The organism is Ruegeria sp. CF8, assembly GCF_056537285.1.
Genome location: NZ_JBQFRG010000008.1, coordinates 59,790 through 84,530, shown reverse-complemented (window position 1 = coordinate 84,530; position 24,741 = coordinate 59,790). Strand labels below are relative to the sequence as shown.

The 24,741-nt window shown below is 53.1% G+C and carries 18 protein-coding genes and 1 pseudogene; 2 read left to right on the top strand and 17 right to left on the bottom strand.

Annotation, left to right across the window (positions count from 1 at the left end):
• Positions 1-53: 53 nt before the first annotated feature.
• From ACR0EV_RS17705 to ACR0EV_RS17665, 9 genes are all read right to left on the bottom strand, one after another.
• Positions 54-2,144, bottom strand: a complete 2,091-nt coding sequence (locus ACR0EV_RS17705; RefSeq protein ID WP_480801308.1) for an ABC transporter permease — start codon at positions 2,142-2,144, stop codon at positions 54-56.
• A 6-nt stretch (positions 2,145-2,150) separates the two neighbouring features.
• On the bottom strand, positions 2,151-3,194 hold the full coding sequence (locus ACR0EV_RS17700) for a quaternary amine ABC transporter ATP-binding protein (protein WP_480801307.1): 1,044 nt from the start codon (positions 3,192-3,194) through the stop codon (positions 2,151-2,153).
• An 8-nt stretch (positions 3,195-3,202) separates the two neighbouring features.
• Positions 3,203-4,288 carry a proline racemase family protein gene (locus ACR0EV_RS17695; RefSeq protein WP_480801306.1) on the bottom strand — a complete coding sequence of 362 codons (1,086 nt, stop codon included), beginning with the start codon at positions 4,286-4,288 and terminating at the stop codon, positions 3,203-3,205.
• A gap of 135 nt (positions 4,289-4,423) precedes the next feature.
• Positions 4,424-5,242 carry an SDR family NAD(P)-dependent oxidoreductase gene (locus ACR0EV_RS17690; protein ID WP_480801305.1) on the bottom strand — a complete coding sequence of 273 codons (819 nt, stop codon included), beginning with the start codon at positions 5,240-5,242 and terminating at the stop codon, positions 4,424-4,426.
• A gap of 11 nt (positions 5,243-5,253) precedes the next feature.
• Positions 5,254-6,054: an SDR family NAD(P)-dependent oxidoreductase gene (locus ACR0EV_RS17685; protein ID WP_480801304.1), complete on the bottom strand. Its 801-nt coding sequence runs from the start codon at positions 6,052-6,054 to the stop codon at positions 5,254-5,256.
• Positions 6,055-6,065: 11 nt separating this feature from the next.
• Positions 6,066-7,598: a trimethylamine methyltransferase family protein gene (locus tag ACR0EV_RS17680; RefSeq protein ID WP_480801303.1), complete on the bottom strand. Its 1,533-nt coding sequence runs from the start codon at positions 7,596-7,598 to the stop codon at positions 6,066-6,068.
• A 118-nt stretch (positions 7,599-7,716) separates the two neighbouring features.
• Positions 7,717-10,164: a GcvT family protein gene (locus tag ACR0EV_RS17675; RefSeq protein ID WP_480801302.1), complete on the bottom strand. Its 2,448-nt coding sequence runs from the start codon at positions 10,162-10,164 to the stop codon at positions 7,717-7,719.
• Positions 10,161-11,201, bottom strand: coding sequence for an alcohol dehydrogenase catalytic domain-containing protein (locus ACR0EV_RS17670; RefSeq protein WP_480801301.1), 1,041 nt, complete (start codon positions 11,199-11,201; stop codon positions 10,161-10,163). Before ACR0EV_RS17670 ends, ACR0EV_RS17675 begins: the two co-directional genes overlap by 4 nt.
• Before the next feature lie 8 nt (positions 11,202-11,209).
• On the bottom strand, positions 11,210-12,094 hold the full coding sequence (locus ACR0EV_RS17665) for a dihydrodipicolinate synthase family protein (RefSeq protein WP_480801300.1): 885 nt from the start codon (positions 12,092-12,094) through the stop codon (positions 11,210-11,212).
• Between the two features lie 218 nt (positions 12,095-12,312).
• On the opposite strand from ACR0EV_RS17665, the gene ACR0EV_RS17660 reads away from it, so the two are divergent.
• A complete protein-coding gene (locus tag ACR0EV_RS17660; protein ID WP_480801299.1) occupies positions 12,313-13,263 on the top strand; it encodes a LysR substrate-binding domain-containing protein in 951 nt (316 codons plus the stop codon).
• Here ACR0EV_RS17660 and ACR0EV_RS17655 read toward each other — a convergent pair.
• The 8 genes from ACR0EV_RS17655 to ACR0EV_RS17620 form a co-directional block, all read right to left on the bottom strand.
• The gene (locus tag ACR0EV_RS17655; RefSeq protein ID WP_480801298.1) at positions 13,260-13,505 is read right to left on the bottom strand and encodes a MoaD/ThiS family protein; all 246 of its coding nucleotides are present in this window, start codon (positions 13,503-13,505) and stop codon (positions 13,260-13,262) included. The two genes, ACR0EV_RS17660 and ACR0EV_RS17655, sit on opposite strands and share 4 nt — an antisense overlap.
• Positions 13,505-15,745, bottom strand: coding sequence for a xanthine dehydrogenase family protein molybdopterin-binding subunit (locus ACR0EV_RS17650; protein WP_480801297.1), 2,241 nt, complete (start codon positions 15,743-15,745; stop codon positions 13,505-13,507). Before ACR0EV_RS17650 ends, ACR0EV_RS17655 begins: the two co-directional genes overlap by 1 nt.
• On the bottom strand, positions 15,735-16,223 hold the full coding sequence (locus tag ACR0EV_RS17645) for a (2Fe-2S)-binding protein (RefSeq protein WP_480801296.1): 489 nt from the start codon (positions 16,221-16,223) through the stop codon (positions 15,735-15,737). Before ACR0EV_RS17645 ends, ACR0EV_RS17650 begins: the two co-directional genes overlap by 11 nt.
• Entirely contained in the window at positions 16,220-17,080 is an 861-nt protein-coding gene (locus ACR0EV_RS17640) for an FAD binding domain-containing protein (protein ID WP_480801295.1), read from the bottom strand. Before ACR0EV_RS17640 ends, ACR0EV_RS17645 begins: the two co-directional genes overlap by 4 nt.
• 185 nt (positions 17,081-17,265) lie before the next feature.
• On the bottom strand, positions 17,266-18,384 hold the full coding sequence (locus ACR0EV_RS17635) for a tyramine oxidase subunit B (RefSeq protein ID WP_480801294.1): 1,119 nt from the start codon (positions 18,382-18,384) through the stop codon (positions 17,266-17,268).
• Between the two features lie 26 nt (positions 18,385-18,410).
• Positions 18,411-19,685, bottom strand: a complete 1,275-nt coding sequence (gene eno, locus ACR0EV_RS17630; RefSeq protein WP_480801293.1) for a phosphopyruvate hydratase — start codon at positions 19,683-19,685, stop codon at positions 18,411-18,413.
• A gap of 1 nt (position 19,686) precedes the next feature.
• Positions 19,687-21,096, bottom strand: a complete 1,410-nt coding sequence (locus ACR0EV_RS17625) for a glycerate kinase type-2 family protein (protein WP_480801292.1) — start codon at positions 21,094-21,096, stop codon at positions 19,687-19,689.
• Positions 21,097-21,271: 175 nt separating this feature from the next.
• The gene (locus ACR0EV_RS17620) at positions 21,272-21,964 is read right to left on the bottom strand and encodes a GntR family transcriptional regulator (RefSeq protein WP_480801291.1); all 693 of its coding nucleotides are present in this window, start codon (positions 21,962-21,964) and stop codon (positions 21,272-21,274) included.
• 1,698 nt (positions 21,965-23,662) lie between these two features.
• Between ACR0EV_RS17620 and ACR0EV_RS17615 the strand changes: the two are divergent.
• Positions 23,663-24,691, top strand: a pseudogene (locus ACR0EV_RS17615) (IS110 family RNA-guided transposase).
• Positions 24,692-24,741 lie beyond the last annotated feature (50 nt).

Sequence of the window (24,741 nt, the reverse complement as noted above, 5' to 3'; positions counted from 1 at the left end):
AAAGGTAGTGTAATCCTACCGCAAAAAGACCCACGTTCGATAAATTCAATTTATCAACCCTCGCCATGGCCCAGCCCCAGACGACGTTTTTCTGCATTGGCCCAGGACTGAATGATGCGGTCGGCAATCATCGCCAAAAAGGCCATAGAAAGGCCTGCCGTCATACCGGCCCCAAAGTCTGCGGATGTTAGTGAGATGTAAATCGCCTGACCCAAATCCTTGGTGCCGACAAGAGCGGTCACTGCCAACATCGCCAGCGCGTATAGGATCGTTTGATTTAACCCCAACATAATTTCGGGCAGCGCCAAGGGGATTTTCACGCGGAACAACAATTGGCGACGGGTTGTTCCCATCATCCGGCAGGCCTCGACAATTTCGCGCGGAACATTGCGAATACCATGTTCAGTATAGCGTATGATGGGAACAATCGAATAGGCGACAATTGCCAAGACAGCAGAAAATTCCCCGACTTTGAATAGCATGATGATTGGGATCAGAAAAACAAACATTGGGATTGTTTGTAATGAGTCGTTGATTGGGCGGATAATTCTCGAAACCCGATCGTTTTCTGCGGCCCAAACGCCCAACGCACCACCGATAACCACATTAATGAACACAGCGATGGTACAAAGATAAATTGACACCATTGCCTCTTGCCACAGGCCGGTGACCCACATGAAGCCAATTGTTAGAAATGAAAACAGAGCCACTGGCCCCCCCCCCACATGATAGGCCAGCAGGGAGATCGCACCGATCACGACGGGCCACGGAATGTTGGTTAATCCGAAGTAATACACCAGAACCAAAGTGGTTACTGCGATGGCGGTAGAACGACCACCGATCCTGTAGGCGGCATACATCAAAGCGCCTGCAATCAGAACAAATCCCGTCACGCTGGCCCAGCCGAAGGCAAAGCCCCAAGTTTCTGGTCCAACCACGTTTCGCCATCCGATTTTCACCGGCAACATCAGGAAGATTAGCGTGTCATTTTTGAGACCAACAAAGAATTGGGGGAAAGTTGTTAGTAGCCAATCGATAAAAGCATTCAACGGGGTCGCAAGTTCAAGATTCCAAGCTCTTGGGTACTCCATCAAAAAGGAAATGAACGCAGACAGAATGAATGCGATTGCAATACTGACTACGAAAACCGTCAGAAAAAGTCGGCCCGCCAAGCGGTTGGTATTCTGTACGCCCATGAAGCGTTTTTGCGCGAAACCAGCGGTGGTGCGGTCCATCGCAATAGCCATCAGAGCAATGACCAATCCTGACAACAAGCTTTCGCCAAACTGCGCCTTGCGCACCGTGCTCAACACCTCCCAGCCGATATCTTTGAAACTGCCGATAATCGAGGCAATGATGATCATACTAAAGGCGGCCAAAGTCGCCTGATTTACACCCAGCATAATCTGACCTAAACCTGTTGGAACACGCACACGCCAGAACAACTGGCGTTGCGTCGCGCCAGACATGCGCGCGGATTCGATTACCGACTCCGGCACCCGTGATAGGCCTAAGTGCACGTTTTTGACCATAGGTGGGCAGGCGTAGATCGCACTGGCAATCATGCCCACGACAGGCCCAAAGCCAAACAACAAAAGAATAGGAACCAGATAGGCAAAAGTTGGAATTGTTTGCATCAATTCCATCAAAGGAACAATAAATTTTTCCGCCCGATTGGACAAAAATGACAAAGACCCCAAGGAAAATCCAATCGCCAAGGCAAGCGGTACTGAAATCGCCACTAACGCTAGGGAGTTCATGCTGGGCTCCCAATAGCCAAACAGCAAAATGTATAACAAAACAGCGACGTTTAGCGTAGCAATTTTAAGGCCACCCGCCAAATAGCCCACAAATCCAGCTGTAATCATGGTCACCGGCCAGGGTACCGCATTCAATACAGATTGAATGCCTTGCATGGGTTGTTCCAATAGGAACGCGATCGAACGGAATAGCCATTTGAAATAGGTGACGAACAGGCCCATCAGCCAGTTTAACGCAACGTTTATGGGTAACAACGGATTGTCGGGAGCGGACACAATCCAATTGGGGAGGATATTTGACCATGCACCCATCGCGACAATCGCAACTAGCAAAATCGCGATGACCAGCTCAATCCTAGATTGTGAGATGTCCCTCCTTTGCATGATCACTCACTTTCCAAAAACCGACTGAAAAACACTGCGCGTGGTCACATAGCCGCCATTAGTGCCTGCAACTTTGATAGGGGTGTCGTTCTCAAGCAGCATTTCAATTACTTTTGATAGCGGCGTTTTTTCGGCGACCTTTCGTGAGGCTTCAGCGCTGCCTACGCCATCTACGTTACGCGAAACTGCATCACCGGCTGTGAGTAACAGATCTTTTCGTACGTCTTTGCCAAATTCTGCAACATATTCATCCACAGGTTTGAACACGATTTCGGCAGGTGTGCCGCTCTGCACCACAAAGCCGTTGCGCATAATCGAGATCCTGTCCGCGATTTTCATCGCTTCTTCAAAATCGTGGGTAATAAAGATTACAGTCTTCTTCAATTTTTCTTGGAGTCTAAGCAGCTCATCCTGAAGACCCTTGCGGATCAATGGATCAAGCGCAGAGAACGGTTCGTCCAAGAACCAAATTTCAGGCTCCACGACCAGACTGCGGGCGATGCCGACCCGTTGTTGCTGACCGCCTGACAGTTGCGACGGCAAACTGTTTTCACGGCCCGCTAGCCCAACCAACTCAATCACCTTGTTCGCGCGAGCCAATTGTTCGGGTTTGTCGAAACCTTGGAGATCCAAAGGAAAGGTCACATTGTCGCGAACATTCAGATGCGGCAACAACCCAAAGCTTTGAAATACCATGGACATTTTCTTGCGACGTACGTCCAACAATTGTTGATCAGACATGGACACCATGTCTTCGCCACTCAAGCTGAGGCTGCCAAAGGTAGGCTCTGTCAGGCGTGATAGGCATCTTACAAGCGTAGATTTACCCGAACCCGACAGGCCCATGACAACCGAAATTTCGCTTTCTCGAAAATCAAGACTAACGTCGCAAACACCGGCAATACGACCTGAAGATTTAATTCTTTCGGCAAGCGAAGTGGAGTTCTCAGGCGTGGCTGGCGGCAATTTAAAATACTTATCTGCACTGGAGCCAAAAACCTTCCAAAGGTTCTTGCACGAAAGCTTCACGTTTCCAGTTTGGTCGGTCATTCGATGTCCTACGCTATCCCCGGCTCATAAGTATTTGGGTCTTCCACTCTCTTACTCTTAACAAGCTCCAAAAAATCGTCTTTCGGCGTCATTGGATCCCGAGGGTCAATTATCAGTTCAGACCGTGCAATGGTCCATCCTCTACCTGTCACACCAATAACATAGCCCTGATAGGGACCGCTTGATTTCTGTTCGCTGACCTGAACTTCTAAAGTGGTCCCGCGCGGGGATCGCGTGCGCAGCGGCTCGTTCACATCCCAAAGACCGTCGTCAATCAGTTGTGAAAGCACGATGGAAGAGGGCATGCCGGCCGCGCACCTCCCCACCTGCCGGTTGGGATACACATAAGGCACGACAGGGCGCTCCATCCGGCCATCCGCCCCCAATTGCAAACGTTTGGTAAAGATGACAGAGGCCAAATCGCGGCGATCTTCGATTTCGGGATGCACTGGTTTGAACACAGGCGCCGCCGCGTCGATGAAATCTTTGGCAAAGGCCCCGAGGTCGTATTCTTCATTGGGTGACATGTTGAACCCATAAGATGACGCATCTATGACGGGGAAAAACTCCCCTGCCCAGTAAAGATCAAACGCAACGCACCCGCGACCTGGCACATCAACCGATAACCCGCGCTCATAAGCAAAGGCGGGTAAAGAGGGCCGGCATGTTACCGACAAAACCATCCCGTTTTGGCAATTCACAAAGACATCAACCATGCCACCTGGAGCCTCAAGCGTCAGACGGCGCTCCCCATCGCTGGCGTCAACATGGCCCGCCTCGACCAAGGCAATGGCCGTGCTCATGATGTTTGTTCCCGAAAACATTGGATAGCCATTGTTTTCCATGATCACAAAACCCGCTTCCGCCTCGGGCAAGGACGGCGGGACAACAACATCGGCAAATAAAGCTGGATGCCCGCCCCTCGGTTCGTCCAACAGGACTTTGCGCAACCCATCGGCGTTTTGTTCCAAATACCGGGTTTTGTCCAAAACGGTGGCCCCCGGAATAGGGTGCAACCCATCCAGCACAATCCGATGAACATCACCACCCACGTGGATGTCGACAACGTTAAGCGAATAAGTCGCAGAGGACATAATTTTCCCTTTTCGCAAAGTGATTTTGTCGCAAAGCGAGGGGTCGCTTCTTGTTCGACTTAAGTCAGATGTTAGGATCAAATTGCCCAAGATGCGCGCCTAATAATCCTATGGTTCGATTGACTAGATTTATCATTAAGGCGCGCCGGCGACACAGTTTAATCCGCCATCCACATAAAGCTCTGAGCCCGTGATATACGCCGCGTCTTCGCTGGCCAAAAACAGCGCTGCTTTGGCCACATCCCAGGCAGTGCCGGTGCGTTTCATCGGCACGCCTGCGCCTCTTTTCTCAGCCAATTCAGCAAAATCAACGTCTTCTTCGGCTTGACCGGTGACCCGAGCAATGGCGTTTTTAGCCATAGGTGTGTCGATATTGCCGGGCAAGATTGAGTTGGCGCGGATGCCTTGCGCCGCATAGGTCGCAGCCAAATTACGCGTGAAAGAAACGATTGAGCCCTTTGATGTGTTATAGGCAATATAAGGCGCGCCCAAATTGCGAAATCCTGTGATCGACGACATGTTGATGATCGATCCACGCCCCAGTTCCAACATATGCGGTAAGACGTGTTTGCAAGGAAGGAAAACGGACTTGCCGTTAATCTCCATCACCAGGTCCCATTCTTCGACGGTTGTGTCGATGGGCGTGCCAGCACGCAAAATACCTACGTTGTTGTGCAAAATTTCGGGCGCGCCCAATGTGTCAACACCAAATGCAACCATGTCTTTGATCGCCCTCTCATCAGTGGCGTTACAGGCAAAGGCCTCAGCTGTACCGCCTTCGTCACGAATGATGTCGCGGGTTTCCATCGCGGCGTTTTCATTAACATCAACACACAAAACATTGGCTCCTTCGCGGGCAAAAAGCGCGGCTGACGCCTTGCCATTTCCCCATCCCGGACCAATCGATCCCGCGCCCACTACGATTGCGGTTTTGCCCTCTAGTCGGCCACTCATCGTACCCTCGCTCAGTCCTGTGTCACTTGATCAATTTTGTGAAGAAAATGGCTCATCCCGCCGTCAACACCCAAACATTGACCGTTCACGTAGGATGAAGCAGGGGAAACCAAAAATTGCACCACTGCGGCCAATTCATGGGGTTCTCCCCAACGATCAGCGGGTGTGCGGCCCTCGACCTTTTCCCGGAACTCTTGCTTGCGATACAAAAATTCGGTGTTATCTGTCCGGAAATATCCTGGCGCGACAGCGTTCACGTTGATGCCGTTAGGCCCCAGTTCAGCTGCCGCCGCCCGTGTAAACCCAACAATCGCCGCTTTGGCAGTTGTATAGTTGCAAATTCCGGCGCGCGGGCTGGTATAGGCAATGGAGGACACGTTCACGATCCGGCCACGATCCGGACCCGCACACGATTTCATATGATTTGCGGCCGCCTTGATCAGCTGAAATGGAGAAATCGCGTGGACAGCCAAGATTTTTTGATAGGTTTCGACATCTTCGTCTTCGATCGCTGTGTGCAACCCCATGCCCGCATTGTTCACTACTCCCCAGATGCTGCCCGCAGTTTCGACAATCTGGTCAATGGCGTCTGCAACTTTGGCGTGATCCTCCATGGGAAAATTCACATAGCTGACGGCGTGTCCCGCTGCTTCAAGTTCAGCCATACGGGCAACGCAAGATTCCTCGGTGCGCCCATGTAGCACCACATGCGCGCCGGCCTGCCCCAAAGATTGTGCCATCGCCCAACCCAAACCACGGGTGGACCCGGTGACCAAAATGACTTTTCCCTGAACAGAAAAAATGTTTTCCATAAGTTGTGTCCTTAGGCGATTGCTGGATTAATTTCGCGTCGGCGGCGTTCAACAAAGGCGTCAAGTTCTTCTCGCACGGCCACGTCCATTGCGGGAGCTTCATAACGCTCTAGCATCTCTCTGGCCCGTTCTCGTGCACGTTGTCCGACATCTTTTGCCCCGTTCGCCTCCCATTGAGGTTGCGAGTCATAGTCAAACGTTTCGGGCATCATGAAGCTGTCTTCAAATACTTCCAAGGTGAACGGATCTCCCAAATAATGACCTTGAGGTTCGATGCGCCGCACCGCCTCCATCGCTGAATCAAGACGGTCTAAAGACACACCCTGGGCCAATCGATGATAGATGGAGCATTGCTCGGCATCGACGATCATTTTTGCATAGCAATTCACCAAACCGGCTTCGTCCCATCCCCCGGCATGCAGCATCAAATTCGCACCAGCTGTGATGCCTGTGAACATCGCCATTGCACTTTCATACCCAGACTGGGCGTCAAAAAGTTTTGAACTGGCCTGCCCTGCGGTGGTGCGCCAGGGCAATCCGTAATACCGCGCCATCTGACCAACCCCGTATTGGATTAGTGTAATCTCGGGTACACCAGCCATGGGCGCGCCAGATTTCAGCGAAGTAGAAACCGTGAATTGACCAAAGATGCATTTGGTGCCGGGTTTGTACAATTGCATATAGGCGATGCCTGAGAGGGCCTCGGCCGTAAGTTGCGCCAGGGTCGCGGCGATGTCTGCAGGTGCATTGGCGGTTGCCAAAACAAACGGCGACATCAAACACACTTGCCCCGCATCCGCATAGGTCCGCGCACATTCCAGCAAAACATCATCCCAAAGACGCGGCGACACACAGTTGATGTGGTTGATGGTCACTGCATTGGCATCTACAAATTCGCGACCATGCACAATTCGCGTCATCTCCAGGCTGTCCAGGCAGTACTCCGGGATGTTGGGGACGCCAAAAAACGGCATGTCAGTGTAAATCAGGGACGAACGTACCCATTCCAGATGTCGGTGCGGAACCGCGATGTCCATCGGTTCCACAACAAACCCGGGCCCAACGTGATAGCAGGGCGACATCTGAATGATCTTGTTGAAATTGTTAACATCTTCTAACGTTGATTCACGCCGAACCCCGTCTAAATCACGCACATAGGGGGCACCTTGCATGGTGCAAAACACTGTGTTTTCACCGCCGATGGTTGCGCGTCGCGCTGGATTTCGCGAGGCAAAATCCCATTCGCTAGGCGCTTTGGCGATCAGGTCTGCGATCATCTCGCGACCGATAAAAACCATTTCGCCGTCCACTGTCGCACCGACTTTTTTCCAAGTGTCACGCGCCTTTTCACAGCGGAACTCAACACCGACCTCTTCCAAAATGGTCATCGCCGCATTGTGCACACGTTCAAACGCCTCTTCGTTTAACACTTGGATCGGTTGCAATTTCCGCTTGAGATGCGGCAATCGCAGCGTCGTTTTTCTTTCGGCGCGATCTGACTTTCTTTCGCTGCGGCCCCGACGGCGGCGAGTTGGCTCACTCATGGCAACTTTTCCTCGTTCAAAACGGTGGTGGAACTGCAGGTAGAAGAGCAGGTTTGGCGATTTTTGTTGGGGTGTATGTCACGATTCAACGTCATGTTCGTCTCGTCACTATTCCGGTTCACCCCCGCATACGCGTGGCTTTTGGGTCATAGAACGGCCGCAACGAAGCCCGCGCAGGAACGGAGCTACCGTTCACCTGAATGGCAAAACGATGCGTATCCAAGAAAGTTTGGGTAACCGGTTCCTTGGCATTGACAAATCCCATCCCAATGGCACCACCCAAGGCATGGGCATAATTACCAGAGGTGAGATAGCCAACAGCCTGGCCGTCACATAAGATGGGCTCATTGTGCAACAACACTGGATCTGGGTCTTCCAACAAAAACAACACCAAGCGTTTGTTGGGTACACCCGCTGCCTTTTCAGTAAGAAAGGCCTCGCGACCCAAGAACCCACCTGGTTTGGCCGGTTTTGCCGTAAAGCCCAGACCAGCAGACACAAGCGTGTCTTCATAGACAATATCATGACCCCAGTGACGGAACCCTTTTTCCATCCGCAGGGCGTCAACCGCATGCATACCTACGGGGCGCAGGCCAAGGGGATTACCTGCCTGAACCAATGCGTCCAACAACGCTGGGCCATCGGCGGCGGGGATAAATATCTCCCACCCGATTTCACCAACATAGGAAATCCGATGCGCCCAGGCACGCTTGCCTGCGATATCTATCCAACGACCGGTTCCGAAGGGGAAGTTTTCTGAAACCAGTGACGTTTCGGTCAGGATTTCAAGAATGTCGCGCGCGCGTGGACCTTGCAACGATATAACCGCAAAATCGCGCGAGACATCCGCAATGTGCACATCGTCAAATCCTTTGCGGTGCACGTTCATCCAAGCCAGGTCTTTGGTATAGCTGCCACATGGTGTCAGGACCCAAAAACAAGCCTCATCCACGCGGGCGATGGTGATGTCGGCTTCGATCCCACCGCGCTCGTTTAACCATTGTGTATACACAACCCCGCCAACTGGCACGTCTACATTGTTGGTCGACAGCCATTGCAAGAAGGGCAGCGCGCCTTGGCCTGTGACCTTGAACTTCGCAAGCGAGCTTAGGTCGTAAAACCCGGCGGTTTCCCGCATCGCCATATGTTCAGCTTTGGAATAGTCGAACCAGTTTTGCCGTTTGAACGAGTATTTATATGCGGGTTCAACACCTTCGGGCGCAAACCAGTTTGGACGCTCCCAGCCAGCGACTTCGCCATGCACCGCGCCCAGTTCTACCATTTTGTCATAAAGTGGAGACCGGATGACATCGCGGCTGGACTCGTATTGGTAATATGGCCAGTGCATCGCATATGACCGTTCAAGCGCCTCGGCCACGCGATTTTCCAAATAAGTTTCGTTCCCTTGGAAGGGCATCACTCGGCGTGCGTCACTTTCCCAAACATCCATGCTGGGATAACCTTGATCAATCCATTCCGCCATGACTTTGCCAATGCCACCCCCACCGCCAATGCCACGCGAATTAAAGCCACAGGCCACAAATAAATTCTGCACAGTTGGTGCTTCGCCCATGATGTGCTGATTGTCGACGGTAAAGGATTCTGGTCCATTGAAAAACGTTGAAATTCCAATGGTTTCCAGCACAGGAAGGCGCGCCATGGCCCGCTCCAAATAGGGCTCGAAATGTTCAAAGTCGTAAGGCAATTCGCCAAAACTGAAATCAGCGGGCACCTTGGCCATGGGCAAGGGATTGGCATTGTCTTCGAAGAAACCAACCAGCAATTTCCCTGCGTCTTCTTTCACGTACACCCCGTGATCCAGATCGCGTATGATTGGCAAGGTTGGGGGCAAGTCCGGGACCGGTTCTGTCACCACATAATAATGTTCGCAGGCAAATAGCGGCAATACAACGCCCACCTGAGCAGCCAGATCGCGCGACCACATCCCTCCAGCGATCACCACCTTTTTCGCCTGAATGGTGCCTTTAGTTGTTTCTACACCCGAGATTTGATCGCCATCTGTCAACAGCTTGGTCACTGTGACACCTTCGACCAATTTCACGCCGTTTTGCCGCGCCCCTTTGACCAAGGCCATCGTGGTGTCGATGGGGTTGGTTTGTCCATCTCTGGGGAGATGCAACCCACCAACCAGATCCGATACATCCATGTCTGGATAAAGATCGCCCAAGGTTTGCGGGCCGACAATGTCTACATCCACCCCAAACACCCGCGCCATTTCTGCCGTGCGGGTTAATTCTTCCATCCGCGCTTCGGTTTGGGCCAATGAAATCGATCCGTTGCGCTTGTACCCGGTTGCCTGACCTGTTTCTTGCTCAAGTTGCTGATATAGCTCATGCGAATAGGCGCCCAATTGCGTCATGTTCTTGGTTGGCCACAACGTGCCCACCAATCCAGCCGCATGCCAGGTTGTGCCGCAGGTGAATCGGTCACGTTCCAACAATAGAACGTCTGACACGCCGCGTTTAGCCAAGTGATAGGCGATCGATGCGCCGCCAATGCCACCGCCGATGATCACAATCTGAGCAGATGTAGGGAGGTCCGTCAAAGCGGGTTTCCTTTCATACTGGGAACCAGGCACACATGGTCAAACCCGCCCGATGACGCGACACTGTGGTCCATAGCTGCGTTGACATCTTCAAACAAAAAACGGTCGGCCCGAAGTCTGGACAAATCGAGCGCGCCACTTTCGATTAGGTCCAGCACACGTGGGACGGCCCCCTTGGGAAACCAAAACGTCCCGACAATTTGTTGCGACATGCGCATCAACCGGCTTGTGTCGACAGACAGAGGCACGGTCAAAGCGCCAACAATCGACAAGACCCCACCGCGTTTAAGGCGGGAAAACAAATGCAGGGTTGGCGCCGCGTCATCTCCGCCCGTGCAATCCAAAACCAGGTCAACTTCCGTGTCCGCCTTGGCGGAATCTACGGTCATCACGTCGCTCAGTGCAACCAACTCGCCCAACACATCTGCGCGGCGTCCCACCAAATGCACCTTTGACGCCCCCATCGCCATGGCCAAAAGCGCGGCGGAGCTGCCCAACATCCCAGCGGCCCCATTAATAGCAACGCGATCTCCTGGTTGAAAGCCCGCCCGCTCGAAACCGGACAACGCGGTTGCGAACCACCCAATGCGACACAACACGTCGGAAGATAGGGTGACATTTTCAGGAATAGTGGTCAGGGCATGTTCGGGGAAAACTGCCACCTCGCGAAAGGTGCCGTCGGGATTATCCACCAACAAAGGCGCTGTTTCTGGTCCCACTCCAAAACATCCAGCGAACCCGTAAGACGTGTTCGCCAAAGCACCGGGCGATTCCACGTACATGTCACAATATACACGCTGCCCAGTCTGGATCGACCGCACACCTTCGCCCACCTGAACAGCACGCCCAATCGCGCATTGTCCGGGGGTAAAGGGGCGCGGCGGGGTGGCCCAGCCACCGCCTGGGAGATGCTGAAAGAAGGGCGGCAAAAAAGCCGCCTCAATCTGAACCTTCACCGCTCCCGCAATAAGGACGGGCTCTGGAATATCGCGGCAAAAGAACGTGGTGATACCGTCTTCTAGTCGAACAGATTTCATAAGATCGATCAGCCAGCTTGAGTCGCCATAAGGGGCGCCAACAGGTCTTTGAGATCATCCACTACATCCTGGGGTACCGGGCAAACGGGCTCGCGCACTGCGCCACCATCATAACCCATAAGGCCCGCGGCCGCCTTGACCGCCGGAATATAGTCGCCCTGCCAGCAGTAGTTCAAAACTGGGAACAGCAACCCCCAAAGAGTCAAAGCCTCTCTGATTTTGCCGGCTTGAACCAAGTCATAAAGTTCGACGGATTCCCTTGGGAAGATATTGGCCCCACCCCAAATGGTGCCCGAACACCCCGCGATGAACGAAAAGACCGCATTGGGGTCGGCGCCGTTTAGCACGCCGCCGCCGCAGGCAATCAAGGCTTGCTGCTTGGCAATGTCGCCCGAGCTTTCTTTGATAAAATTAAAGTTCTCCAGCTGGAGCAGTCGCGTATACAAATCCGGAGACAGCTCAATGCCCGAGGCCTGCGGGATGTTGTAACCGATCAAGTCGACACCAACCGCCGCATTCAGACGCTCGTAATATTTGAAGATTCCATCATCATCTGTTGGCCCTTCGAAAAAGGGTGGCAAAATCAAAACCGCATCAGCGCCAAGATCTTGTGCTGTTTGCGACCGCCGCGCCACCTCGGCCACGTTCAAAGCCGAGGTTTGGCAGATAACCTTTGCGCGCCCATTGATACGCTTGATCCCGGTCTCGAACAATTTGGCGCATTCGCCTTCGGTCAGACACGCATGCTGACCTGTCCCCGAACTGAGCAAAATGCCGTGAACACCCGCCTCAAGATACTTGTCAATCAACTCATCCCAGCTGGCGAAATTAACCGAACCATCGTCATGAAACGGGGTTTGAATGGCTAAATTTACGCCCGACAATTCGGCCATGACAGTGTCCTTTCGTGGCTTCCCAGCACTCTCAGTTTCTTCTGCAGGATAGAAAAAGTTAATCGAAATTGGTGCAATTCACGATTGCAGCCGCTTCCAGTTCTCCTGGATATTAGCAAGAAAAACAACGAAATTGACAGATTTTCGCGCTTGTTGTTGGGCTCAAAAAATCGATATATTGATAAATTGAATGCATCAAACAAAGGGTGGCGGTGATCATGAGTGCAAGTTTAAGACGCCAATTGTCGTCACCCAACGCCCTTTTTGCATTTGAGGCGACGGCACGGCTTAGAAGCTTTCGACAAGCTGCCACCGAGTTGAACGTCACCCAGCCGTCGATCTCGTACCAGATTCGGAACCTGGAAAAGCACTTGGACACCAAGTTGTTCCGCCGGATCGGGCGTAGCATCGAATTGACTCAGGATGGAGAAATCTTGTTTCAGGCCGTGTCTTCCGGTCTTTTAACCATTCAAGAGGGTCTGGCGCGGATGTCAAAACGCCAAAGCACGCGCCTGGTCACAATTTGTGTCTCAGCACCTTTTGCCTCGTTTTTTTTGATGCCCCGCCTGCCCCGATTTCGCGAGGCGCACCCGCAGATTGATTTGAACCTAAAAATCGTGTCGAGAGATCTGAATCCAATTGCGGAAAACGCGGATTTTGCCGTGGTCATGGGAGATGGTCAATGGCAAGAGTTTGACGCCTGGCCGCTTTACGAAGAAGTGGTTTTTCCTTTGTGCTCACCCCAATACGTTTCTGGCCAAACGCTGCCTATTCCGGCAGAAGAGCTGCGCCAATTAGAGCTGTTGCATTTAGACGAACGCTTCCGCGACCGAATGACGTGGGAGAGCTTTTTTCAGGCCGCAACAAATGACCCAGTCGAATTGGAGCGGCACTTAATCTTTTCAGATCAGCAACCTTTGTTAGAGGCCGCCGTGAATGGGCATGGCATTGCTTTGGGGTGGCTAGGGACAACCGACGATTTGGTGAAAAAGGGCGCGTTGATCCGCCCGAGTGAATTGATCGTAAAAACCGACAAATCGCAGTATTTGATCGCCCCCAAAAACGTGGAATTGTCGCGTTCAGCCCGCAAGTTTTTTGAATGGATTTTGGCAGAAGCGTCCAAAGTCGAAGATTTGGGCGCGTCTTTGACACCTATCGAAAGCGTTTAACCACCAACCATGCGTGGCATCATTACAATCTCATTCTCGGGGCCCAAAACCACCCGTTTGTCATCGCGGTAAATCACGCCATCCACCGCAAAGGAAACCCCGCGCGCAATTTGGGGGCGCAGCGCGGGGTATTCCGATTTTATATGGTCCAAAACCTCTCCAATGGTTTTGGCATCCAAATCAAGCCCGTCGCGCCCATCGGTCAATGCCCGAAGCGACCCCCAAAGCTTGACATGGACCATCAGCCTTTGGTGTCCAAACGCGCCAAAATTTTCGGCGCAGACATTGGAAGTTCAAAAAACCGGGTTCCGGTTGCATTGGCCACCGCATTGGCCACCGCAGCAAGCGGCGGCACAATGGGCGTTTCGCCCACGCCTCGCACACCATAGGGATGCCCAGGATTGGGGATTTCCAAAATCACTGTTTCAATCGGCGGCAAATCTGACGCAACCGGAACGCGATAATCCAAGAAGCCGGGGTTCATCAATTGGCCCACATCGTTGTAGATATATTCTTCGTTTAACGCCCATCCGATGCCCTGCACCGCACCACCTTGCATTTGACCCTCGACAAAATCGGGATGCACCGCTTTTCCCGCGTCTTGGAAAACTGTGTAGCGCTTAACCGACGTGGCCCCGGTTTCCGGGTCAACCTCAACATCTGCGATATGCACACCAAAGCTGACACCGGCGCCATCGGCGTTGGTTTCGTGGTGTCCGGCAATCGGCCCGCCGGTTGCATCTGCCTCAGCCGCGATCTCGGCCAGTGTCATTGGCTCGTGGGTGCCTGCATTGTGGCCCGAGGGCACAACTGCGCCATCTTCCCAACGCACGGCATCTTCATCAACACCCCAAAGGCCCGCAACCCTGCGGCACATATCCGCCTTGGCAGCACGCGCCGCTTTAATAGTGGCCAAGCCAACGGCAAAGGTCACACGGCTTCCATCGGTCACATCGTTAAACCCAAGCGAGTTGGTATCCGCCACAATGGTGCGCACCCTGTCATAAGGAATGCCCAATTCTTCCGCCGCCATCATCGAAATCGACGCGCGCGACCCCCCGATATCGGGGTTGCCTTCGGTCACACCCACAGTGCCGTCAGGATTGACGCTTAGGGAAACCGAGGTGTTGCCGCCAAAGTTAAACCAAAACCCGCAGGAAATGCCGCGGCCTTGGTTTTCTTTTAAGGGGGCGGAATAATGGGGATGGGCTCTGGCCGCTTCCAATGTGGCGACCAAGCCAATTTCGTTGAATGTGGGCCCATACGAGGACACAGTTCCCTTGCGCGCCGCGTTTTTTAAGCGGGTTTCAAGGGGATCCAATTCCAGTGTTTCGCACAATTCGTCCACAACACTTTCAACGGCGTAAACCGCCATGGGCGCACCGGGGGCGCGATAAGCGGCCTCTTTCGGGCGGTTGGTTAGAACGTTGAACCCATGTGTACGCACGGCCGCCAAATCATAGGCGGAAAAGGTCGCCTGCGCGCCATAAAGCACGGTTTCAGATGGGAATGCTCCACCTTGGTAACGCAACGTGGCCTCACCACCGACCATACGCCCGTCCTTTGTCATACCAATTTTTACATCGATGGATGAAGAGGCCGTTGGACCCGAGGCACGAAACACCTCTTCCCGGGTCATCACAATTTTAACTGGGCGTCCGGATTTGCGAGATAGGGCCAGGGCAACCGGTTCAATGAACACCGTTGTTTTGCCACCAAAACCACCGCCAATTTCCGACGCGGTGACGCGCAATTGGCTGGCTTCGATCCCCATCAAATCCGCACAGATCGAGCGAACCAAGTATTGGCCTTGGGTACAGCACCAAAGCTCACCCCGGCCATCACTGGTCATGGAGGCCAGACAGGCATGCGGTTCGATATACCCTTGGTGGGTGGCCGCGGTTTTAAAGCTGCGTTCAACCACAAGATCTGCTTCGGCCAAGGCTGCGGCCGGATCGCCATGGCCGAATTCGCAATAGGACACGACATTTTCGTGGTATCCGGCGGGAACGGTTTCTTCCTGCCGGCCCGCCAAAACCACTGGCGCATCTGGGGCCATGGCGGCGTCCACATCAGTGACGGCTGGCAAAATGTCATATTCGACAACAATCGCGTCCAAGGCGACCTGTGCAGCGCTTTTGCTTGTCGCCGCAATCGCGGCAATGGCATGGCCATCATACAGCACTTTGTCGCGCGCCAGTACATTTTCACCAATGTCCCGCACTAATGGGTCTTCGGGATCGGTCAGGTCAGAATTGGTGACAACCGCCTTGACGCCAGGCATCGTTTCGGCGGCGCATGTGTCGATCGACACAAGGCGCGCATGGGCATGCGGGCTGCGCAGGATGGCGCCAAACAACATGCCAGGCGCGCGCATATCCGCGCCATATTGCGCCTTGCCGGTCACTTTATCGATCCCGTCTGGGCGACGTGGACGGGTGCCAACAACGGAAAACTCAGTTTTTTCGGAATCAAGCGCCATGGTTCGCCTCCCTCATGGTTTTGGCGGCTGATTGGACAGCGCGAATAATTTTGTCATACCCTGTACAGCGGCACAGATTGCCCGCCAACCAATAGCGTACTTCTTCATCACTTGGGTCTGGGTTGCGCTCTAACAACGATTTGGCCGCCACCAGAATACCCGGTGTGCAAATCCCGCATTGAAGGGCGGCCTCATCCAAAAACGCGCTTTGCAGCGGGTGCAACTCAGCCCCGTGTGCCATGCCTTCAATCGTTGAAATATCGGCATTGTCGGCTTCGGCTGCCAATACAAGGCACGAGCATACCAAACGCCCGTTAAACTCGATCGAGCAGGCGCCGCAATCGCCGGTTCCACAGCCTTCTTTCGCGCCGGTCAGGTTCAACCGATCCCGCAGCGCATCCAATAGGGTTTCGTCAGTCTCGGCCACGAAAGAGTACGCGTCGCCATTGATGGTCGTGTTTACAAGTAGAGCAGTCACAGCGTTTCCTTTGCACGAGAATAAGCAAGTGTTACCGACCGAACGGCCAAAACACCGGCCACTTTGCGGCGGAATTCAACGGTGCCTCGTTTGTCGTCTATGGGGTTGGCGGCGCCTTGGGAAATTTGCGCCAAAGTCTCCAAAACCGCGTTGTCCAGTTTGGTTCCCACCAACAGATCTGTTGCCGCCTCCAAAAGATATGGAACAGCGGCCACCGCACCGAAGGCTACGCGTGCCTGGGTGATGGTGCCCTTCGCATTAACCATGATATTCGCCCCGGCTGAAGCCACGGCAATGTCCATTTCGGTGCGTGGGATAAAACGCAAGTAGGCGTCAGATGACCCCGGGAACCGATCTGGGAACTCCATACCGAGAACAAATTCGCCAAGCTGCAACGCGTTTTGGCCCGGGCCCGTGGGAATTTCCGCAGCAGGCACGCGGCGCTCCCCTTCTTTGAAGGACACAACGGCAATGGCATTTGCAGCAATCAATGCTGGGATTGTGTCAGCGGCTGGAGAGGCGTTGCACAAATTGCCAACCATAGTGGCGCGCCCCTGCACCTGGGTTGAACCAATCAGTTGAGCAGCCTCTGACACGCCGGGCCAGAATCTGGTAAACTCTGGATGATCGCCCAATTGGGCACCCGAAACCGCCGCACCCACAAATGCTCCTTGCCGCGAAACTTCAATCCGGTTTGCATCGCTCAGCCCTTTGATGTCGATGACACAATCCGGGGCAAGCCGTCGGGATTTCATCTGAACCAAAAGGTCTGTCCCACCGGCAAGAACGTGAGGGTGTTTATGAGTGTGCAGCGCGTCATGTACCGCCACTTTTGCATCAGCGCGAACAAATTTCATCTCGTGCACTTACCCCTAATTTTGAACTTCCGGTCTGAGATACGTTCTTTTTTCGCGCCCAACTACTCAAAAAGACGCTCACGTTGATCAAGGAATTTGATTGATGGATCACGTGGAAGCCAATGGGCGTTTGGCCGCATATTGCACAACCAATTCTACCCCGCCCGTCTCGCCAAATGAGCACACTAAACCTGCGCCGGCACCTCCCAAAGGTTCAAAGAGGTGCCAATCCCCTTGGCTTTGGCCTGTTCCAACAACTGATACCCCCAACCGATGTCAAACACAGCCATCCCACAAGCGATGAAAACGATTCGATCATCGGGGGTGTCCCGTCCTGGCACCTTGCCATTGACAACGTTACCCAACCCCACCGATTCTGGTAACGCGTTCAATTTACCCGCATCAATCAGGCGATAGAACGGGCCACCTATAACGCCGCTGTAATAAGCCTCTTTGTCCCCCGAGGCGATGGCATCTTCGACATAGGCCTCGTGTAGAGGCGTGTGATCATAGATGATTTTGGCATTTGTCAAAAAGGTCTCATCCGAGTTCATCGGTCCTGAGACCAACAAAGTTGTGCCCTTTTTCAACCATTCATCTTTCAAGATCAGCGGCCTTAGGCGCGACGCCGCGACCGTGATGACATCTGCATCGCGCACACCCGTTTCAGCGTCGTCCACACCCAAACCTTGGATTCCATAGGTGTCTGACGCCCATGTTGCGAATTTTTGCGCTTTGTCCAAAAGCACATCAAAGCACAGAACTTTTTCGATGTTTTTTAATTGCGTCATGATCGCAACCAAACAAGCCTTGTTGATCGGCCCGCAACCCACCACGGAAATCACTTTGGCATTTGGGTTGGCTAGATGTTTGGCCGCCACCGCCGGGACCGCACCAGTGCGCGCCGCGCTCATTAAATTGGCGGACAGCAATCCTAAAGGCGCGCCGGTGTCCTTATCATTTAGCAACATAGTCAGGATCGACCGTGGCAGGCCTTTGTCAGCGTTTGCGTGATTTGACCCATACCACTTGTTCCCACAAACATCGAACCGACCACCCAAATACCCGGGCATGGCCGCGAACCGGCGGTCGGGACCGGCGACGGGCATATTGGGAAATTTAGACGTTTTGGGAAAGACAATGCCCATGCCATGGTTGTTGTGGTTTGCGCCGCCCATCAAGTAATCCCCGTCCCCCAAAAGGCTGAACACCTCTTCGCAGACCTCGACACACCGCGCGGCGTCTTGAACGCCGGCTGCAATCATGTCGGGTTCGGAAAGATACAAAAAATCAATTTTGGACATTGTCTGATCCTTCGGGGTTTACGACGTCAAAAACGCAAAAGGGGTTTAATGTCATACAAGCGGCAGCCGGGGCTGGCCGCGTTGGCACGCAGGAGAAAGTTCAACTTTTCAATCCGCTCACCAGAACGGGGCGCGCCGTTCTTTTGGAACGGCACCTGTAGGCCGACGGAAAAGTCCATGACCACATCGTCCACCACGCCGCCGGACCGACCAGAGGGCACCGAGATCAGACCGTTGTCTTGGGCAAAGCGCCAGGCCTCCATCGCTTCGGTGATGGTACCCACTTGGTTGGGTTTCAGAACAAATCCGTCACAGGATTTTTCACGCAACGCTCGTTCCAAAAAGGCAAGGCGTGTCACAATCAAATCGTCGCCCAAAATAATCGTCCGGGGGATGTCCCGAACGGCCTTGGCATAACCATCCCAATCGTTTTCATCCAAAAGATCTTCGATAAAAACGATGTCAAATGTTTCGGTAAGCCTCTTGGCATAGGCGATCAACTCGTCTGACGTAACACGCTTGCCTTTCAACAAATAGCGGGAGGTTTCCGCATCATAAAACTCGCTTGATGCGCAATCCAAAGCAAGGGCGATCCGGCCAGAATACCCCGCCTCGTCAATTGTCTCTTGCATGAGGCTTAGCAAAACCTCGGGATCGTCAGTCGGCGCCGCATAGCCGTAAGAGCTGGCCACTTGGGGTTTGTGACCCAGAAATCGCTCAAGCCGGGTGCCCATTTTTTTGAACACATCAATGGCCATTTCAATCGCCACATCAATGCTGTCCGTGCCATGGGGAACGATCAAAAACTCGTTAAAGCTTTGCGCAAAACCGTCGTAGGTCCCGCCGTTTATCACATTAAAACAAGGCACAGGAACGGTTTGGATTTCGCCACCGGCGATCCGGCGGTAAAGCGGCGTTTTTTCCGCATCGGCCGCGGCCCGAAACGCGGCAATGGACGTCGAATATATTGCGTTTCCGCCAAGGGCGCTTTTGTCAGGAGTTCCATCCAATTCAATCATCGCAGCGTCGATGCTTGATTGATCAAAAATGTTTTTTCCTAAGATAGCAGGTGCGATAAGCTGGCTTACATTGCGCACCGCCTTGTGAACGCTTAACCCGTCATACGTCGTCGTATCCTGATCGCGCAAAACATGCGCTTCATACATGCCAACCGACGACCCGGTTGGCGCAGCCCCACGGCCCACAGCCCCGCTTTCTGTGCGAATTTCCACCTCAACCACAGGGCGGCATTTGCAATCAATGATTTGTTGAGCCTGAACAGAGATTATTTTGTCCTGCATGTCACGCGCCCTGCTTTGCTTTGGGAACGTAAAGGATGTTCAGGTCACATAAATTGGTGCCCGTGTTGCCGGTGAAAACCGCGCTGCCTATTGTCTCTAACGCCTCATAGCAGGCGTGATCGCGCAGAGATTGATACAGGTTGATGCCTTTGTTCGATGCTGTGTCAAGACTGGTTGAATCGGTGATCCCACCTGCCACTTTGGACGTGCCATCCGTGCCTTCGCTGTCGATGGACAACAAACAGGCACCGTCCGTTCGGGCGGCGGCAATGGCAAAGCCAACTACCATTTCTTGCCCCGGTCCACCGTGTCCCTTGATGGTTGAGCTGTCAAAAATTTGGGTTGTGACCTCGCCCGAGCTTAGAACCACACACGGAGGTTTGACGGGGTTGCCATAGGCTTGAATCTCCCGCGCAATCGAGGCTTGGACAGTTCCTGCATCTTTGCTTTCCCCCTCTAAGAAGGACGACAAGATAAGGATGTTTAATCCCATGCTTTCGGCGATCTCTTTGGCGTAGATGCAGGAATCGGGAAGTGTATTGATCAGGAAATAGGTATTGTCGGGAAAGGCCTTCGGCGTTTCTTGATCAGGCCCCGCCGCTATCAAGTAGGTCACAACTGATTTGGGCAGCCGATCAGCCAAATCATAATTGGCAATCATGGCCCGTGCATCGTCCAACGTGGTGGCGTCTGGGCCGATTGGCGTGCTTTTGTACTGTGTGTAAGGCACAGTGATATCGTCTGTGGCTGGGCCTCCAACCGCGTCACTGATCCCTAATCCGATCAGCTCGGCGCCAACCGATTGGATCCGTTGGGCCAGGCGCCCTCCATTGGTCGCCGAAATGTGACGGCGCACCGCGTTGATGTCATAGATACCTGCACCCGATTTTAGCAAGACATCGGTTGCCTCGATCTCGTCTTGCAGGGTGATACCGTCGATGGGACAGGACATCAGGGCAGAACTGCCGCCGCTGATGACCACGATGAACAAATCATCTGGACCGGCAGCATCCACGATTTCGAGCATCCGTTTTGAGGCCTGAAAGCCCGCCTGATTGGGCAATGGGTGCCCGCCTACAACCACCTCGGTTTTGTGAAAGTGATCCGTGTCTTCGTGGATTTTTACTATTGCAATGCCTGCGGTCAGCCGGTCACCCAGGACATGATCCACCGCCATCGCCATGTGATTGCAGGCCTTACCCGCCCCAAACAGAAAAACGTTCCGTTTGGCAGAAAGGTCCCAGGACTTTTGCCCAATGTGCAGGGTATCCCCATCCAACCGCATCATATTGCAAATGCGGTGATAGCTGTCCAAGCGCTGTAGCGTGCGATCCGCAATTTCTAACACGATCTTCCGCGAGGCCACATCACCTTGGGCGGTGAGATCTTTGGCGTTGCGAATTTTCTTCATGTCCCTTCCCACAGAATCGGAACCTTTGCGCTCTGCGCGGTACACACAGGCAAAAGCAACGGATGATTATTCAAAGATTTTTACGGAAAACGTATTTTGTATGTCAAACCATTGTTGGACAACAGTCATTGGCAAAATTCAATCGATTGATAGAAATATTCGCAGGAAACTCTCTTTATTCCACCGCTGCGCAGTCGCTAACAAAGGCAGAAAGAACCGCACCTTCGGATTCGATGTGATCGGCTATGGTGTTGGCAGCTCGGGTTTCATCACCCGCCAAAATGGCCTCTATCACGGGGCGGTGTTGATCAACAATATGCTTGGGGTGGGAGACAAGATCGTCACTGGATCGAATATAGATCAGCGTCTGATGTTGTATTTGATCATACAGTTTGGACAGGCGGGAATGGCCCGACGCATCAATGATGGAACGATGCAATGCCATATCCTTATAAGCGATCCTTGCGGGATCGTTCTTGCGACATGCCTGTTCAAGCTTATCAAGCCCTGCCGTCAATGTTGTTTCAATGTCCACCTGTCTATCTGCAGCCGCCACAAGATTTGACACAATGCGTGCCGCTAAGGTCTCAAGGCTCGAACGCAGGGTGTACAGCTCCCACACGTCTTTCACGCTTAGTGTCATAACCGACCAACCCACGTAAGGAACTTGGACCACCAACCCCTCTTGCACCAGCTGATTTAACACACTGCGCACCGTCGTGCGGGACACACCCAATTGCGTGGCCAAATTCACTTCGGTCAACCGGGACCCCAGTGCGACCGAACCAGAAGTGATGGCATCCCGCAATACCGCGGCCGCCTCAGTTTCGGCGCTGCGGCGCTCTACTTTTTTTAAAATAAAGGACACCTTAACTCGCTAGCACACTGTCGAACAACGGACAATGCACTGTATACCTTCCGGCCTTTTGGTGCGAGCCACGGTCAATTGCCTTCATATCGCACCAATATGAAGAATGTGTAGCATATGTGGTCTTAGAAGAGGTTTCAGCCGTGCCCATGGGAAACCCAGAGCTGTGTTGCTGGTCCGCTCAGCCTCCTTCCTTAAGTGCCTTTAACTTTAGAGACGGTATGACTATTAGATTGAAATCGGAGATATTAGGCGGCGACAATAAGAACCACGCGCTGACAGTGCGTAGAGTATTGAAACGACCGATACCGATTGGCCGGACAGATTGTCGAAGATGACAACATCACCCTTGAGTAAAGACGGCACGAGCAGGATTTGGACCTAAAGGCGAAACTTCTCGCTTTTCGTAACTCTATCGGTGACCCCCGTAACGTCAAATCGATCATCGCTCTGTACACCCACAAAGACCTTTGACCTCCAACGGCCGAAGGGCGTATGATCGATGAGGTGATTGCTTTGGCCATGATAGTCTTGACCTAGGTTTTGTCTATGAAACCAATTGTGCCAAATGGTTGACGATGAGCGATTCATTCGCACTGCTATAACGTGACATCCACGCGCACTTTTCATGCACCAAATTAGCTTTTTTGAAACAGACCAAGGCCGCTCAAAATCATTCCGGACCGCGACACAATGCAAGTTCGTACCGTGCGTCTTGACCAACTCTAGGATCAATTTCTTTGGTTTTTCCCATTGAAAGCGAAACGGGCTGTAACCCGGTCAGCCACTCCTGCCAACTTTGCACGATACCTGATGTCGGAAGAGGTGAATCACCCTCACTCTATGCCTACAAACCAATCCACCACTGCATTCGCAATTTGTCAGCATGACGTAGCTTAAGAACTCCAGTTCTGACGCGTTTTGCCCTAGGCCGCCCACGTCCAGTTCAACAAACCTTTCGTATCATCATCAAGGCTTAAATGGGGCGCCTAGGTCAACATCGCGGTTTCTCCCAATGTAGTTTGGCAAGGTTCGAAACAACTTTGCGTACACAAAAATTCCCGTTACTTTCCTTTGTGACTCTTTTGCTCTTTTTTGATAGTTTAGTTGGGACTGTATTAACTTGTATCGCAGATTGAAAACGGAGATTGTGTTGTGTTCTCAGTCTTGGCGCTAGCAGTAGCCTGCCCAAACTATGAGTTTGGAAACTACTATCCGAAACCAAATTCCGCTGTGGACGCTGAGAGCGAACCATATCGTACTGACGAACGCGTTTTGTCTTGGTTGGTTTCTATTCGAAAGTACTGGCCAATCTCAAATCCAAAGAACTAAAAATGGTCAACAAATCGGTTAAAGCAAAAAAGTTACGCTCTTAGCCTCCAGACTCATTGATGTACAGCCAGAAAAGAACGTTAGCCGCGAGTGCGATGGCCGACAGGAAGGTCGTCGTCGGTCATCGACCCTGGGCTTGCAGTGAGCCTTTGGAAAGACAGGTTCCAAACGCGCCATCTGGGTGTAGGTCAGAAAAAATTGATCAGACATGTTCACAGCTCGTACCTCGAACCTTGAAACACGCAATCCTGAATAAATCAATGAGATGCTGTAACGGGGCTTGCTTCACGCACGACCGTTGCCACTTGCCAGATCAGTGCCGCGCTGTCGCCATTCCCGTATTGAACCCATATGGAGGATGACGGGATGAAGTTGTTTGTTGGATTGGATGTATCGCTTGCCAAGACCGCGATCTGCGTAATCAGCGAGCATGGCCAGATTATCAAAGAAGCAGAAACTGAAAGTGAACCCGAAGTTCTGGCGCGCTGGTTCGATGAACTTGACGGCAGCATCCCTGCGATTGGCCTGGAGGCCGGGCCACTGTCGCAATGGCTGCACCGTGGGCTGACCGAAGCTGGCCTTGATGCGGTGCTCATGGAAACGCGCCAGGTGAAAGGAGCGCTGAAGGCGATGCCGATCAAGACGGATCGGCGGGATGCCGAGGGGATTGCACGGCTGCTTCACCTCGGCTAGTTCCGCCCGGTTCACTGTAAGTCGGTATCGGCTCAGGAAGTCCGTACTGTTCTCGGCGCCCGGAAAGCCATTCAACAGGGTATGCTCGCATTGGAAATGTCGCTGCGTGGACTGTTGCGGAACTTCGGTCTGAAGGTGGGTGCAGTCTCTCGCGGAAGATTTGAGCCGCGTATTCGGGAATTGGCGGATGGCAATCCGATGCTTGTAACCGCGACAGTACCAATGCTGCGGGCCCGAGCATCCCTGCGACAAGAACTGGCCGGTCTCGAAAAGCGCGTGCGCCAGTTGGCCGGGGATGATCCAGTATGCCTACGCCTTATGTCGATGCCTGGGATCGGTGCAGTAGTAGCGCTGACATTCCGTGCTGCGGTCGATGATCCGGCTCGCTTTCGGTCGTCAAAGAGAGTTGGTCCCTGGGTTGGTTTGACACCTTCACGCAATCAGTCCGGTGAACGGGACGTGTCAGGCGGTATCACCAAAGCTGGTGACGTGAATCTGAGGCGGGCGTTGTGCCAAGCCGCAACCGTCATGATGAACCGTGGCCGTTCGACTTGGCTGAGAACGTGGGGAGCCCAGCTCGCGCAGCGGCGAGGTCGCAAAATTGCGATGGTCGCACTCGCACGCCGCATCGCTGTCATACTTCATCGGATTTGGGTCGACGGCACCGAGTTCCAGCCCGATGAGGCACCAAAAATGACGTGACCTTGTCGTTGCCTTACCCGTTGCCTGCTTGAGCGCGGGCTTTCGAGGTC